The following is a 14,294-nucleotide window of genomic DNA, read 5'->3' as shown; positions in this document are numbered from 1 at the left end:
ATATTGCGTTTGCTACGGACGTCTGCGTCCCGTAAACAGGCTCACCAGGAACAGGATGATACCGACAACGAAGACAATTTTAGCTGCCCAGGCCGCTGTACCCGCCAGTCCGCCAAAGCCCAAAGCGGCGGCAATTAACGCGATAACCAGAAATATAATGCCCCAACGAAACATAAGCCTCTCCTTTACCATAGTTAATGTCGGCCGCTAAATATGAGCGCTCAGGTCACTCACCGGCGTTTTTCCAGAGTCATTTTTATTTCGCCCGCAGGGCTGGCCTATCGGGCGAATCGTGCAGGTTTACTTCGTTTTCAGATCGTTTTTAACGCTTTTCACACCATCAATTGCTTTCGCAATGGATTCGGCGCGGTCAATTTGCGCCTGAGAATCTACCGTACCGGAAAGCTGAACCACACCGTCGGTGGTTTCCACTTTGACTTTACGCGATGGCACGATGTCGTCAGCTAAAAGTTTAGCTTTGATTTCGCTGGTCGTAGCGGCATCGCCTGCATAGCCTTTCACCGACGCGTTTTTGCTGTCACGGACGTGCAGTTTGTCACTTACAGACGCAACGCCTTCAACACCCTTCGCCACTTTGACGGCCTGTTCGGCCTGGGCCTGGCTTTCAACAAAGCCGCTCAGGGTGACGACTTTTTGCTCGGTTTTTACGGAAATATCGGTGCTCTTGATAGCTTCATCATCTACCAGCGCGGCTTTCACTTTTGCTGTGATTGAGCTGTCATCCATGAAATTACCGACTTTATTCATAGAGCTATCGATTTTTTCCCCTGCGGTATTAGCGGTGTTTTGCGCTTTATCCATGGTGCTGGATTCCGCCAGAGCGGAGCCGCTTACCAGAACGCTACCCAATGTCACCGCCAGCAGAGTTTTAGAAATCTTCAGTCTTGTCATATTCATCGATGTATTCCTGTGTTTTGCCCGTTATTCGGGCTACATACTTCCTTAGTAGTTTTATATATTGCGAATAGACACACGGGCAAAATGGAGAACCTAAAGTCATGCATTGAACAGTTTATTCATCCACGCCCGGAGCTAAACACTGAGTTAAATATAGATCACTCTCACAGAGGTGCTTTCAGTTTCGGGCAAAAAACGAGCAAAAAGCGCGAAAATGCGATGAATTAAGAACATTCCGCAAGGGACTAATAAGACAGGAAATAAAGAAGAGCACGGCGGCTGCCGTGCTCTGAGAGGGGATTAGTGTTCGCGCGTTTTGCGGAACTGTACGTCAGGATAACGTTCCTGCGTCAGATTCAGGTTAACCATGGTTGGGGCGATATAGGTGAGATTATCACCGCCATCCAGCGCCAGCTGAACTTCGTTCTTACGCTTGAACTCCTCGAATTTCTTCACGTCAGCACATTCAACCCAGCGCGCGGTCGCCACGTTGACCGATTCGTAAATCGCTTCCACGTTGTATTCGCTCTTCAGACGTGCAACCACCACGTCGAACTGCAGCACACCCACCGCACCCACGATCAGATCGTTATTCGCGATTGGACGGAAGACCTGCACAGCACCCTCTTCGGAAAGCTGCACCAGCCCTTTCAGCAGCTGTTTCTGCTTCAGCGGATCTTTCAGGCGAATGGGGCGGAACAGCTCTGGCGCGAAGTTCGGAATCCCGGTGAACTTCATCATTTCGCCCTGCGTGAAGGTATCACCGATCTGGATGGTGCCATGGTTATGCAGACCGATGATGTCACCCGGATACGCTTCTTCCACGTGCGAACGGTCGCCCGCCATGAAGGTCAGCGCGTCGGAGATCACCACATCTTTACCGATACGCACCTGACGCAGCTTCATACCCTTTTCATACTTGCCGGACACCACGCGCATAAAAGCCACGCGGTCACGGTGTTTCGGGTCCATATTGGCCTGAATTTTAAAGACGAAGCCGGTGAACTTCTCTTCTTTCGCTTCCACTTCACGGGTGTCGGTTTTACGTGGCATCGGCTGCGGCGCCCACTCCACCAGACCGTCGAGCATATGGTCGACGCCGAAGTTACCCAGAGCGGTACCAAAGAAGACCGGGGTAATTTCGCCGCTCAGGAACAGCTCTTTATCGAACTCATGAGATGCGCCTTTCACCAGCTCCAGCTCGTCACGCAGCTGTGCAGCCAGCTCGTCACCCACCGCGGCGTCCAGATCCGGGTTATCCAGACCTTTCACGATGCGCACTTCCTGAATGGTGTGGCCTTTACCTGTCTGATACAAATAGGTTTCGTCTTTATAAAGGTGGTAAACCCCTTTGAACAATTTACCGCAGCCAATTGGCCAGGTGATGGGCGCACAGGCAATCTTCAGCTCGTTTTCCACTTCATCCATCAGCTCCATCGGATCACGGATGTCACGGTCGAGTTTGTTCATAAAGGTGAGGATTGGCGTATCGCGCAGACGGGTCACTTCCATCAGCTTACGGGTACGGTCTTCTACACCTTTTGCGGCGTCGATCACCATCAGGCAGCAGTCCACCGCCGTCAGCGTACGGTAGGTATCTTCGGAGAAGTCTTCGTGGCCCGGGGTGTCCAGCAGGTTCACCAGGCAGTCGTGATACGGGAACTGCATCACGGAGGTGGTAATCGAAATACCACGCTGTTTTTCCATCTCCATCCAGTCAGATTTTGCGTGCTGGCTGGAGCCACGGCCCTTTACGGTACCGGCGGTCTGGATGGCCTGTCCGAACAGCAGCACCTTCTCGGTGATGGTGGTTTTACCGGCATCCGGGTGCGAAATAATGGCAAAAGTGCGGCGTTTGGCCACCTCTTGCAGATAAGGAGACAACGTCATAATCAAATCTTCTTATATAAGCGCGACAGCAGGCCGCGCATCATGGAATACGAAAAATGCGGCTATTTTACCCATCAATGGGGGGCAGGCAATCATTGTTTACACAGGAGCTGCTCCAGTTCGTTCAACGACGTTACGGTCCAGGTTGGCTCAATACCTTCTGGCTTCACGCGGCCATGCGCATTCAACCAGACGGTCGACAGACCAGAATTGATGCCGCCCAGAATATCCGACTCCGCGGTATCCCCCACCATCAGCACACGGTCGCGATCGGGGTTGCCGGCTTGCGCCAGTGCATAATCAAAAATACGCGGATCCGGCTTCGGCACGCCCACCTCTTCTGAGATCACCAGCGCGTCGAAATGATCGCGCAGGCCCGTGCGCTCAAGGCGAATCTGCTGCAGCGCGGTAAAACCGTTGGTGATGATCCCCAGTTTGACCTTGCCTTTCAGCGAATCAAGCAGGGAAACCGCCCCCGGCAGCGGGGCGCAGATATCGGCCATCGCATTGAGGAATGCCTCGTTTAACGCGCCTGGACTTACATTTAACCGTTCGGCCCAGACATCGAAACGCTGGTGCTGCAGTTGTAACGCGGTGATGGCACCGTTCTGGTAATCCACCCACAGCGGTTTATTCACCGCCTGATAGTCCTGAAAATCTTCAGCGGTGAAGGTCACGCTATAGTCCAAAAACATCCGCTGTAGACCACCGAACGAATCGAACGTAAAGAGCGTTTCGTCGGCGTCAAAGAAAATCCAGTCCCATTTCATCGTTACAACCTTATTTTTCGTTATCCAATCGGCAGAGCCATAATAATGGCGTCTTCACGTCCCTCTGCGGTCGGGTAGTAGTTACGGCGAATTGTCGCCTCGTTAAAGCCTAAGCTTTCATAGAGCGCGATGGCGGCGACATTTGACGCGCGCACCTCCAGCCACAGGGTGAAAACGTCACGGGTTTCGAGCTCACGAATGAGATGCGTAAGCAGTTCTCTTCCCAGCCCACGGCGTTGAAACGCGGGATCCACCGCGATATTAAACAGCGTGGCCTCATCCAGAACGACCTGGGTTATCGCAAATGCGGCCAGGGTGCCGTCAACGTCCAGGCGGTAATTCAGATACCGTTCGCCCTGATTGCTGGCGAGTGTCTTTTCGCTCCACGGAAACGCATGGGCGCGTGTTTCAATCGCATACGCCGCAGGCAGATCAGGCGTCGTGAGGGAAGAAATCGTGTTCATATTCGCAGATTTGTTGCCATAGCGCGCTTCGCGCTTTTGGGTTGGCTTTCAGCTCTTCCAGCACGGGGGAGCTGATCTGGCTCCCGGAAAGGGATATGTCGTTTGTCTCGCCCATTCGCCAGCAGTTGCAATGGCTGTCAGGAGGAAGCATGGCGACCCTGTCCGGCGTCAGCTGTAAAACCTGGTCGGCCGTCAGCTTCAGGCTGCGAAGGACATCACCAATCAGGGCATCATTCAGGGCAGGCAGTTCTTCCGCCACCATCACCAGACGCACATGCGCAGGGATGGCGATAGCGATTTCACCCTGCAACGCCGTCGGGCGACGCAAGACCCACTGGGTGATACCCAGCTGCTGCAACTGCCAGTCACGTCGGGATGTCATAGCGAAAACTCCTGTCTCTCAGGCGCGCAAATATAGCAAATGTGTCGAAAGTGCGCCATCTACCTACTATAATCCCCGCCTGAGTTTATTGAGGAACAATTCATGTCTGCATTTACCCCGGCAAGTGAAGTCTTGCTGCGTCACAGTGATGATTTCGAAGAAAGCCGTATTCTGTTTGCCGGAGATATGCAGGATGACCTGCCCGCGCGTTTCGACTGTGCTGAAAGCCGTGCCCACACCCAATACTACCACCACTGGCAGGTGCTGAGCCGCCAGATGGGCGAGCGCGCACGCTTTAGCCTGGTGGCGGAACAGAGTGATGTCGCTGACTGCGACACGCTGATCTACTACTGGCCGAAGAACAAACCGGAAGCGCAGTTCCAGCTGATGAATCTGCTCTCTCTGCTGCCGGTCGGGTGCGATATTTTCGTGGTCGGTGAGAACCGCAGCGGCGTGCGAAGCGCAGAGCAGATGCTGGAAGCGTACGCCCCGCTCAATAAAGTCGACAGCGCCCGTCGCTGCGGCCTGTATCATGGTCGTCTGGAAAACCAGCCTTCCTTTGATGCCGGGACATACTGGGATGCGTATCAGCTTGATGGCCTGACCATTAAAACCCTGCCGGGCGTTTTCAGCCGTGACGGGCTGGACGTGGGCAGTAAGCTGCTGCTCTCCACGCTGACGCCGCACACCAAAGGCAAAGTGCTGGACGTAGGCTGCGGTGCAGGGGTACTGGCCACGGTGCTGGCAAGCCACTCACCAAAAGTCCGCCTGACGCTCTGTGACGTCAGCGCGCCCGCAGTTGAAGCCAGCCGTGCGACGCTTGCCGCAAACGGCTTCGAAGGGGATGTCTTCGCCAGCAACGTCTTCTCGGACGTTACCGGTCGGTTCGACATGATTATTTCAAATCCGCCGTTCCACGATGGCATCGAAACCAGCCTTGAAGCAGCGCAAACGCTGATCCGTGGCGCAGTACGTCACCTGAACAGCGGGGGTGAACTGAGGATCGTCGCCAACGCGTTTCTGCCGTACCCGAAAGTGCTGGATGAAACCTTCGGCTTCCATGAAGTTATCGCGCAAACGGGCCGTTTTAAGGTCTACCGTACCGTGATGACGCGTCAGGCTAAAAAGTAATCCACGGGTATTGTTTGCCGGAGAAGTGCCATCCCCCTCCGGCCATTTTTGCAGCAATTAAAACAACGCGCGCATTTTTCTATTGACGTAAAGCTCAAAACATCTAGAATGCGCCTCCGTGGTTACGATACTTTTACAGTATCGATGGTATGCGAAGGTGGCGGAATTGGTAGACGCGCTAGCTTCAGGTGTTAGTGTCCTTACGGACGTGGGGGTTCAAGTCCCCCCCCTCGCACCAATTATCTTGCATCCCCTCTGAAGTCCTTCTTGCTATTCCCTATTATTTCAAACTCATCAGTATCACCAGAATTCCACTGACCAGCGCAACGCATGATGGCAACAAAACAAAGTGCCGTAATTGCTTATGCCAGATCATCGCTGAGGTCATCAGCAGCCCTGACACAATGATGGCTTTCCAGAGATCAATGGAGAGATCGGCAAACATCAGACCGCCGAGGATGGCTCCCGGCAGTAATACCCCCCAACCACTTCCTAACACCCGGTTCAACATGGTTTGCCCTTTCGAATCGATAATGATAACCAATATCACATGGCAAGCATTATCATTTGTCAGCACCGATAATTAAAAACCGTGGCCGTTTACCTTTCCCGTAATGACAGGCATTGTTTAAGGTGATAAATTGCCCACCTGTTAACTACTCATAAAGTTTCTCTGATAATTACTCGTTGATTTTTTTTGCTTCCATTATTGCGAAACAACATCCATTTATCTGTTTTAATTAATTTTTAATAAAAACGCACTACTATGACATCACAATCCTGGCGGTCTTTGGTCAACAGCAAATATCAATTATCGTTACGTTTATTTTTATTTTTGAACGCAACCTCAGCGGTGTTCTCGGTAACAAATCCGCTCTATTCTGTTCAGCTGTTATCTTTCCCCCTGCTGGCTATTTTTACGCTCAGCACCGGATTGCTGCTCTGGCACTGGCAAAAGAGTACCCGCAAGATAAATATTCCTGTGGTTTCAGCGATATTCGGTATTTTATGGGCCTGGCAAATCGCCTCAAAATTTTCGTTAATTACGCAGGATCGGGCGACATATTTGATCATGGCGCTATTAACGGTGCTTTTTATCGGTTCGCTGGCATTCGCCATTAATATCAAGGCGTTTACGCTCCACTCATTACCCGCATTTATTGTCTGCCTGTGGTTAAGCCCCTCTGAACACTGGTTGAGAATGATCTACTCTTTCATTCTTCCGGTCGTGGCTATCGGCGTTCACCACGTACTACAAAGACGTAACGATCGCTTCGCTCAGGAACTTCTCTCCCGGTTACTGGAAGAACGAGAAACCCTGACCGATCTCAGCATGATGGATCCACTTACCGGCCTGTATAACCGTCGCGGCTTGCAAAGCCGACTGGAGAATCTGCCTGCGGTAGAGAACGGCGAACACTTTGTCCTGCTAATGGATATCGATCACTTCAAGGCCTATAACGACCACTACGGCCATATGATGGGTGACCAGGCGTTAATCCGTGTCTCGGCAGCCATTCGTGATGCCGTACGCTCGCGGGATATTGTGGCGCGGTTTGGCGGAGAAGAGTTTATGGTACTGCTGACGAACATCTCGCTGGAACATGCCCGCCAGACGGCAGAGCGCATTCGTCAGAAAGTGTACGACTTAAAAATCCCCCACATGTTCAATGAGCGCGTCGCGACTAACGTCACCATCAGCATTGGTATTGCCATTTTTGAGAATGAAGACGCAGAAGGCGCGCTGGAAAAAGCAGATAAAGCCCTCTACGAAGCAAAGCATCTTGGGCGGAATAACATTCTGCTCAGCGAAGAGCTACAGGCGGTTTAAGCACAGCATTCTCTCTCCAGGACAAAAGTCTTGCCATCGGTATGAGTAATAGTTAGGATTGGCAATCATTATCATTTAGATTTCTATCTATTATGGCCACTCATACCGTACAGACTGTTGAACCCCTCCTCTGGCGAGCCCGTCTCACCACGGGAGACTCTTCGCTTGCGGAAGCCATACGCGAAAAGATAGCGGCAACCCGTGCCCATCTGCTGGACTTTATCAAACTGGATGAGCCGCATCCGCACCACGCGATGACACTGGCACAATGGCAGCAGCCGGCAAAACGCCAGTCGCTGCTGGCAACCTATTCTGACCATATCTATCGCAATCAACCCACCCTTACGCGGGAAAACAAGCCCCTGCTCTCTCTCTGGGCGCAATGGTATATCGGCCTGATGGCGCCTCCGCTCATGCTGGCATTGCTCACCCAGGAGACCATGCTGGATCTCTCCCCGGAGTATTTTCACGTTGAGTTCCACGAGACGGGGCGTGCGGCCTGCTTCTGGATCGATCTTCACGAAGACCCAACGGCCATGCATCTTTCTGCCACGCAGCGGATGGAGCGGCTCGTGACCCGCGCCCTGATGCCGGTGGTGAATGCTCTGGAAGAGACAGGTGAGATCAACGGGAAGCTTATCTGGAGTAATACCGGCTATTTAATCCACTGGTATTTGACGGAAATGAAGCCCCTGCTCGGTGATGAGAAGGTGGATGCCCTGCGTCAGTCCTTGTTCTTTACGAAACAGCTTGCGGATGGCCGCGATAACCCATTATTCCGTACCGTAGTGCCGCGTGACGGGCTTCTGGTGCGTCGCACCTGCTGCCAGCGCTATCGCCTGCCGGACGTTCAGCAGTGCGGGGATTGTACGCTGAAGTAGTCGTACCCGGCCTGATGCCCTCACCCTGCCCCTCTCCCACAGGGAGAGGGAACAAACACTAAAAACGGCAACTTATGTTGCCGTTTTGCTTTTACCTAGGCCACCTGCTGATTTTCCGCTTCCGCATTACGCTGCGCTTCTTCCGCTTCCTGCTCCAGCAGCTGCTTCTCGTACACTTTAAAGAACGGGAAGTAGATGATGGCGGAGACACACGCAAGCACCACTACCAGAATGGCCGCGCGGAAATCCCAGCCCAGCGCCCATGCGGCACCCACAGGCGCGGGTGCTGTCCATGGCACAACAGAGATCACGCGGCTTATCAAATCAAACTTCATTGCCGCCCAGGCCAGCACGGCGTTGACCATCGGTGCCAGCAGGAACGGAATAAAGAACACCGGGTTCATGACGATCGGCGTACCAAAAATGACCGGTTCGTTGATGTTAAAGATGCTCGGCACCACGCTCAGACGCCCGATTGAGCGCAGATGCGCTGAACGGCTGCGCAGGTAGCAGAACACCAGCCCCATTGTCGCCCCCGAGCCCCCAATCACGATAAAGAACGTCCAGAACGCCTCCATAAAGATATGGGGAAGAGGCTGGCTTGCCGCCAGGGCGGTCTGGTTAGCCCCGAGATTGGTCAGCCAGAACATCTGCAGCATCCCGGAGACAATTGCCGCCCCGTGGATCCCTGCGAACCACAATAAATGACCAATCAACACCGCCAGCAGGATGGCAGGCAGAGAATCCGCAGCGGAAACCAGCGGTTTGAAGATTGACATAATGGCCTGCGGGATCAGCATGCCAAACTGAGACTGAATCAACAAACTCAGCGGATAGAGCGTCAGTACAACCACCAGCACCGGGATCAACAGATCAAAGGAGTTTTTGATCATCGGAGGAACCTGGTCCGGCAGACGGATACCGATATTGTGCGCCTTGAGGAAACGCATCATCTCAACGCAGTAGATTGCTACCAAAATCGCAGTAAAGATCCCCGTGCCTCCCAGGCTGTCTACGGGCAGCGTGCCTTTGGTCTTAGGTGCAGCCACCAACAGAAACGCCATCAGCGACAGCATGGCGCACATGAACGGATCTAACTGATGCGATTTCACATAGTGTTTGCCGAGGTTATAGGCTATGGCCGCACAAATATAAATGGACATAATGCCCATCGTCATATCGAACGGCGTCAGGATCTGGCCTTCAAATTGCTTTGCCATGTCCAGCCAGGCGCGCGCGAAGCCCCAGGTGGTGTCTGGCGAAAACGGTGGGTAAGCAAACACTAATAAAAATGAACCGACAATCATGAAGGGCATCGCGGAGATAAACCCGTCGCGGATAGCCATAACATGACGCTGGGAAGAGATCCGCCCGGCAATGGGACTGACGTAATTTTCAACGAAACGGAATATCAGATTAAACGCAGCATGGTTGGCAGACATAGCAGATCTCCTGTCAGACGTTCGATACGGGCGTTTTCACGCCACACGTTGTTCCATAAATCAGCTTCACAACCTTGCTGGCTCGTGTACCAGCGGTACTGCTCAGACGGAATGGTTTCATAATGTGCTCTTATTATTGGATACAGGGGACGTTACGTCCTCAGTATTAATCTCTGATTCACGCTCTGCAACCGGTTACTGTAACCGGTTTCCGTGAATGTGAAGGCGATCCAGAAATCGGCCATGTAGGATATTTGTTACTTAAGAGATATTTACAGCAGATAAATTCTTATGACAGATTACGCAGGATATTTGTCAGGAGGAAACAATGAGTTTGCAGTCTGTACAGCAGTTTTTTGCCGACAACGCGCCGGATATAGAAATCATTGAACTGAGTCAGAGTACCGCGACCGTTGCGCTGGCTGCTGCCGCTCATCGCGTTGAGCCGGGACAAATCGCCAAAACGTTATCTCTAAAAGTAAAAAATGAGGTGATTCTGGTAGTGGCGAAAGGCGATGCGCGTCTGGACAACAAAAAACTGAAAGATACCTTTGGTGCAAAAGCGCGCATGCTCAGTAGTGATGAAGTGGTGACGATTACAGGCCATCCCGTCGGGGGAGTCTGTCCGTTCGGGCTGGAAAACCCACTTTCTGTTTACTGCGATATTTCGTTAAAACAGTACGCGGAAGTGCTGCCCGCCGCAGGTGCCATCCACAGCGCCGTACGCATTTCTCCAGACCGGATGGCTGAGCTGACGTCCGCAAAGTGGGTCGATGTATGCATTTAATTGATGTGCCAGAATGTATCTGGCGCATCAAAAAATCACCGATTATAAAAATGCCGGCGAGCCTGACACCGAACAGCGCATGTCTCTTGCCGGAAGATGAGTAAGAATATCCGCCGCATCAAGCAGCCCTACGTCAGAATTCACCCCCAGCTTCACCATCGCATTAAACTTGTGCGCGCGGATGGTTTTAATATTGCGTTCAAGTTGTGTCGCGATTTCAGGAATGGAAAACCCGAAAGACATATACCGCAATATCGCCCGCTCCGTTGGGCTTAACAATCTGTTTTGATTGACATACCAGTGGTTCAGCATATTGTCATTGATATGATGCGTCTCTCTCAATAGCACCACCAGCTCCTCCTGCAGGTGGCTCAGCGGTACCGATTTACTCACAATGCCATGCAGACGAGAAGGCGACAGATGGCTTATCAGGCGCGCTTCCATGTCATCAGACGCAAGTACAATTCGCTGAATATCGCTATGGGTGAAAGCGAGATCCCGCAGGGAAGCCAGGCAGTTACGACGCTCTTCACGCGCATCCGAGAGCGAATAGATCACCGAGAAAAAAGAGATATTGGTCAGCGCCTTTTTAAAGCTTTCGAACTGACTGAAGAGGTGCAGTCGATAATGGCTGAGCATCGGCATCGCAAAAAGATGCTGCAGCCCAACGGCACTCATTGTGCAATTTTCGATGACAGCGATATGTCCTGGTGTATCGGTTTTTTCCATTCCTCATACTCTCCATAGGCTGACATTAAACTCAGCTCTCTCATTCCCTGTGCACTGTTAATCCAGGCGTACATATCGGCATTGCTGCGCAGCGACAACCGTCGCATCGCACTATTTTTCTGCGCACTGATCGTTTTGTTGCTCTTCTTGAGCAAGGTAGCAATTTGGTTAATTCCCCAGCCCTTACCTAGCAGGCGTAACACTTTTCGTTCAGAGTGGGTCAGCGCAACAAACGGTTCGTCTTCGGTTTCCGCCTCGGCGGGTTCAGGAGACAATAACGTCTGGCTTATCCTCTCTGCCCGCTCGCTACCTGCACGAATAGCATTAATCACGCCTTCAATCGGTTCCATTTCAGAAAGCAACGTGCTTTCCGGGCGCATAAGCAGTTCCACTGCAATGGGATAAAGGGGACGAGAGACCATAAAAATCCAGTGAATATCCCGGTATTGGTTCAGTAAGTTGTAATATTCTTCTAACGTTCCCCGGGGTTTCCTGTATTCACCTGAAATATCAGCAATAATGACATTAGCCCGGCGAAGCTGAAGTAACGTTAACTCCTGCAGCGAACGACAATAAGTCAATTCAAATTCTGGGAAATGGTTTGCCATAACGCTGCCTAACCCGTTTTGCATAACGGGTACCCTGCTAATAACTACGCCATGTTTACCATTCAATGACAACATAGACCCTCCGTGTCCATTTTTCATTTGATGAGTAGCGTCTAAACGCATCAAGATTTATGTTTTTTCGTCCCTGAGTGTAGACTGATTAATACAAGCAGAAGATGAGATATGTTCTTAGCTTAAGAAAGGCCTAAAACAACGCTAATATCTCACAAAGCGCAATTAAATTTAATTGCAAGAGCATTAAAATAATGAAAATATAAAATAAGAATAACTTAATATAAATATTCTATATTTCGACTCATACAAATTCATTGTATTTATATTTAAACCTCATTCTTTTTCGCGAACCGGGCTGCAACTGTTTGCAGGAATCTTGATCTGACCCAGAGCAAGGGATACCGCACTCTGTGCTAAAAGTAAGCATCAGGGGCCAACAGGCAAGCGACTCACCAACACTTCGGGACACTACATGCAGGCAGAAATATCGATGCAGCGTGCCACCACGCGGCTGTGTATTCAGTGCGGACTTTTCCTGCTCCAGCACGGGGCGGAAAGCGCCCTGGTCGAGGAGCTTTCGACGCGTCTGGGGCTGGCATTGGGGATGGATAGCGTCGAAAGCGCGATTTCATCGAACGCTATCGTGCTGACCACCATCAAAGATGGCCAGTGCCTCACCTCTACCCGTAAAAACCACGACCGCGGCATTAATATGCATGTGGTAACCGAAGTGCAGCACATCGTCATTCTGGCTGAACATAAGCTGCTCGACCTGAAAGAGATAGAAAAACGGTTCAACCAAATCAAACCCCTACGTTATCCGCGCTGGCTGGTGGTGTTGATGGTGGGGTTATCGTGCGCCTGTTTTTGTAAGCTCAATAAAGGGGGCTGGGACGGCGCGTTCGTGACCTTCTGCGCCAGCAGCATCGCCATGTATGTACGCCAGGTACTGACGCACCGGCAGTTACACCCACAAATTAACTTCTGCATCACCGCGTTTGTTGCCACCACGGTGTCGGGGCTGCTGCTGCGCCTGCCGCAGTTTGCCAACACGCCTACCATCGCCATGGCCGCCAGCGTGCTTCTGCTGGTTCCGGGCTTCCCGCTGATTAACGCCGTTGCCGATATGTTTAAAGGGCACATCAATACCGGTCTGGCTCGCTGGGCGATTGCCAGCCTGCTTACGCTGGCAACCTGTATCGGCGTAGTGATGGCCATGACGCTGTGGGGGTTACGCGGATGGGCGTGATAACGTTTCTGCTGGCACTGATGCAGGACATGATCCTGGCCGCCATTCCCGCCGTCGGCTTTGCGATGGTCTTCAACGTCCCGCAGCGCGCTTTGCCATGGTGTGCGCTGCTGGGCGCCATCGGTCATGGCTCGAGAATGATCATGATGACCGCTGGTTTTAACATCGAGTGGTCAACTTTTATGGCCTCCATGCTGGTCGGCAGCATTGGTATTCAGTGGTCGCGCTGGTATCTGGCGCACCCTAAGGTATTCACCGTCGCGGCCGTCATCCCGATGTTCCCCGGCATTTCAGCCTATACGGCCATGATTTCAGCGGTAAAAATCAGCCACTTTGGCTACACCGAGCCACAAATGATCCTGCTTCTGAGCAACTTTCTTAAGGCCTCATCTATTGTTGGCGCACTCTCTATCGGGTTGTCGATCCCGGGGCTGTGGCTTTACCGCAAACGCCCGCGCGTTTGATGTTTGTGTTATTTCGCTGCCATGGGGATAATCTTTCTATTCCGTTTAGTGACGATAAGGAAAGGATGTGGCAAACCCTGGCAGCGAACTCCCTGAGCACAGTGAAGAATCCAGCCTGAAGGAAAAAATCTTTCAGAGCGCTATCGCCCTTTTTGCTGAATATGGGTTGAACGGCGCCCGCATGGAGCAGATCGCAGAGAAAGCAGGCACCACGAAACGGATGGTGGTTTACCATTTTAAGAACAAAGAAAATCTTTACCTTCTCGTTCTTGAGTACGTCTACACCCGGATCCGCGCCAGTGAAAAAGCGCTCAGCCTTGCAGACATACCGCCGGTTGAAGCGCTGGTGCACCTGGTGGAAGCCACCTTTGACTACCACGCAGACCACCCGGATTACATTCGTATTATCTGCATGGAGAACATGCAGCGTGGTCGCTTTATGCAGCAATCCAGCTACCTGCGCCAGGTCAACCGCAGCGCGCTCGACCTGCTCGACGATATCCTGCGGCGCGGAAAAGAAAAGCAGTTGTTCAGCCAGTCGGTTGACCCGCGGGATCTTCACCGCCTGATCAGCAGCTTCAGCTTCCACTATGTTGCCAACAGCTACACCTTTACGCTGCTGTTTGAAGAGGGAGCAGACGAGCAGGCTCAGCGCCAGCACTACCGGAAAATGGCCGTTCAGGTGGCGCTTCGTTATACCTGTCCATAAAATTGCTTGCAATTATATCGTGCA

General features: G+C 52.0%; 17 protein-coding genes and 1 tRNA gene. 8 read left to right on the top strand and 10 right to left on the bottom strand.

What is annotated here, in order from left to right; translation table 11 throughout:
- Positions 1-12 precede the first annotated feature (12 nt).
- The 6 genes from ACMWKA_RS15095 to ACMWKA_RS15070 all read right to left on the bottom strand — a co-directional run bounded on the left by ACMWKA_RS15095 (position 13) and on the right by ACMWKA_RS15070 (position 4,424).
- Positions 13-174: a DUF1328 domain-containing protein gene (locus tag ACMWKA_RS15095; RefSeq protein WP_003856556.1), complete on the bottom strand. Its 162-nt coding sequence runs from the start codon at positions 172-174 to the stop codon at positions 13-15.
- Positions 175-300: 126 nt separating this feature from the next.
- Positions 301-918, bottom strand: a complete 618-nt coding sequence (gene osmY / locus ACMWKA_RS15090) for a molecular chaperone OsmY (protein ID WP_013095484.1) — start codon at positions 916-918, stop codon at positions 301-303.
- Between the two features lie 300 nt (positions 919-1,218).
- On the bottom strand, positions 1,219-2,808 hold the full coding sequence (prfC, locus tag ACMWKA_RS15085) for a peptide chain release factor 3 (RefSeq protein WP_414760386.1): 1,590 nt from the start codon (positions 2,806-2,808) through the stop codon (positions 1,219-1,221).
- Positions 2,809-2,900: 92 nt separating this feature from the next.
- Positions 2,901-3,578: a pyrimidine 5'-nucleotidase gene (gene yjjG / locus ACMWKA_RS15080; RefSeq protein ID WP_014830570.1), complete on the bottom strand. Its 678-nt coding sequence runs from the start codon at positions 3,576-3,578 to the stop codon at positions 2,901-2,903.
- Positions 3,579-3,598: 20 nt separating this feature from the next.
- Positions 3,599-4,042 (bottom strand): ribosomal protein S18-alanine N-acetyltransferase, encoded by a 444-nt coding sequence (rimI, locus tag ACMWKA_RS15075; protein ID WP_013095481.1) that lies wholly within the window; start codon positions 4,040-4,042, stop codon positions 3,599-3,601.
- On the bottom strand, positions 4,011-4,424 hold the full coding sequence (locus tag ACMWKA_RS15070) for a DNA polymerase III subunit psi (protein WP_029882663.1): 414 nt from the start codon (positions 4,422-4,424) through the stop codon (positions 4,011-4,013). Before ACMWKA_RS15070 ends, rimI begins: the two co-directional genes overlap by 32 nt.
- A 102-nt stretch (positions 4,425-4,526) precedes the next feature.
- On the opposite strand from ACMWKA_RS15070, the gene rsmC reads away from it, so the two are divergent.
- Positions 4,527-5,555, top strand: a complete 1,029-nt coding sequence (gene rsmC, locus ACMWKA_RS15065) for a 16S rRNA (guanine(1207)-N(2))-methyltransferase RsmC (protein ID WP_013095479.1) — start codon at positions 4,527-4,529, stop codon at positions 5,553-5,555.
- A 151-nt stretch (positions 5,556-5,706) separates the two neighbouring features.
- Positions 5,707-5,793 (top strand) — tRNA-Leu (locus tag ACMWKA_RS15060).
- Between the two features lie 42 nt (positions 5,794-5,835).
- On the opposite strand, the gene ACMWKA_RS15055 is transcribed toward ACMWKA_RS15060, so the two are convergent.
- A complete protein-coding gene (locus tag ACMWKA_RS15055; protein ID WP_062676641.1) occupies positions 5,836-6,066 on the bottom strand; it encodes a DUF1435 domain-containing protein in 231 nt (76 codons plus the stop codon).
- A gap of 255 nt (positions 6,067-6,321) precedes the next feature.
- On the opposite strand from ACMWKA_RS15055, the gene ACMWKA_RS15050 reads away from it, so the two are divergent.
- Positions 6,322-7,386, top strand: a complete 1,065-nt coding sequence (locus ACMWKA_RS15050; protein ID WP_057071042.1) for a GGDEF domain-containing protein — start codon at positions 6,322-6,324, stop codon at positions 7,384-7,386.
- 92 nt (positions 7,387-7,478) lie between these two features.
- Positions 7,479-8,267 carry a siderophore-iron reductase FhuF gene (fhuF, locus tag ACMWKA_RS15045; RefSeq protein ID WP_013095476.1) on the top strand — a complete coding sequence of 263 codons (789 nt, stop codon included), beginning with the start codon at positions 7,479-7,481 and terminating at the stop codon, positions 8,265-8,267.
- 95 nt (positions 8,268-8,362) lie between these two features.
- On the opposite strand, the gene ACMWKA_RS15040 is transcribed toward fhuF, so the two are convergent.
- Positions 8,363-9,709, bottom strand: a complete 1,347-nt coding sequence (locus ACMWKA_RS15040; RefSeq protein WP_013095475.1) for a PTS cellobiose transporter subunit IIC — start codon at positions 9,707-9,709, stop codon at positions 8,363-8,365.
- 328 nt (positions 9,710-10,037) lie between these two features.
- Between ACMWKA_RS15040 and ACMWKA_RS15035 the strand changes: the two genes are divergently transcribed.
- On the top strand, positions 10,038-10,496 hold the full coding sequence (locus ACMWKA_RS15035; protein ID WP_013095474.1) for a YbaK/EbsC family protein: 459 nt from the start codon (positions 10,038-10,040) through the stop codon (positions 10,494-10,496).
- A gap of 42 nt (positions 10,497-10,538) precedes the next feature.
- Here ACMWKA_RS15035 and bglJ read toward each other — a convergent pair whose 3' ends face one another.
- Complete coding sequence (bglJ, locus tag ACMWKA_RS15030; RefSeq protein WP_013095473.1) at positions 10,539-11,174, bottom strand: DNA-binding transcriptional activator BglJ; 636 nt, start codon at positions 11,172-11,174, stop codon at positions 10,539-10,541.
- Positions 11,171-11,908: a helix-turn-helix transcriptional regulator gene (locus ACMWKA_RS15025; protein ID WP_020688833.1), complete on the bottom strand. Its 738-nt coding sequence runs from the start codon at positions 11,906-11,908 to the stop codon at positions 11,171-11,173. Before ACMWKA_RS15025 ends, bglJ begins: the two co-directional genes overlap by 4 nt.
- Positions 11,909-12,320: 412 nt before the next feature.
- On the opposite strand from ACMWKA_RS15025, the gene ACMWKA_RS15020 reads away from it, so the two are divergent.
- The 3 genes from ACMWKA_RS15020 (at position 12,321) to ACMWKA_RS15010 (ending at position 14,270) form a co-directional block, all read left to right on the top strand.
- Complete coding sequence (locus ACMWKA_RS15020; RefSeq protein ID WP_029882175.1) at positions 12,321-13,097, top strand: threonine/serine ThrE exporter family protein; 777 nt, start codon at positions 12,321-12,323, stop codon at positions 13,095-13,097.
- Complete coding sequence (locus ACMWKA_RS15015; RefSeq protein ID WP_013095466.1) at positions 13,088-13,561, top strand: threonine/serine exporter; 474 nt, start codon at positions 13,088-13,090, stop codon at positions 13,559-13,561. Before ACMWKA_RS15020 ends, ACMWKA_RS15015 begins: the two co-directional genes overlap by 10 nt.
- A gap of 67 nt (positions 13,562-13,628) precedes the next feature.
- On the top strand, positions 13,629-14,270 hold the full coding sequence (locus ACMWKA_RS15010) for a TetR family transcriptional regulator (protein ID WP_013095465.1): 642 nt from the start codon (positions 13,629-13,631) through the stop codon (positions 14,268-14,270).
- Positions 14,271-14,294: the final 24 nt, after the last annotated feature.

It is taken from the genome of Enterobacter sp. 03-F-07-AD-ECC, assembly GCF_047530935.1.
Classification (GTDB): Bacteria; Pseudomonadota; Gammaproteobacteria; order Enterobacterales; family Enterobacteriaceae; genus Enterobacter; species Enterobacter cloacae.
Note: the sequence above shows the minus strand (reverse complement) of the source record. Positions and strands in the feature narration are given on the sequence as shown.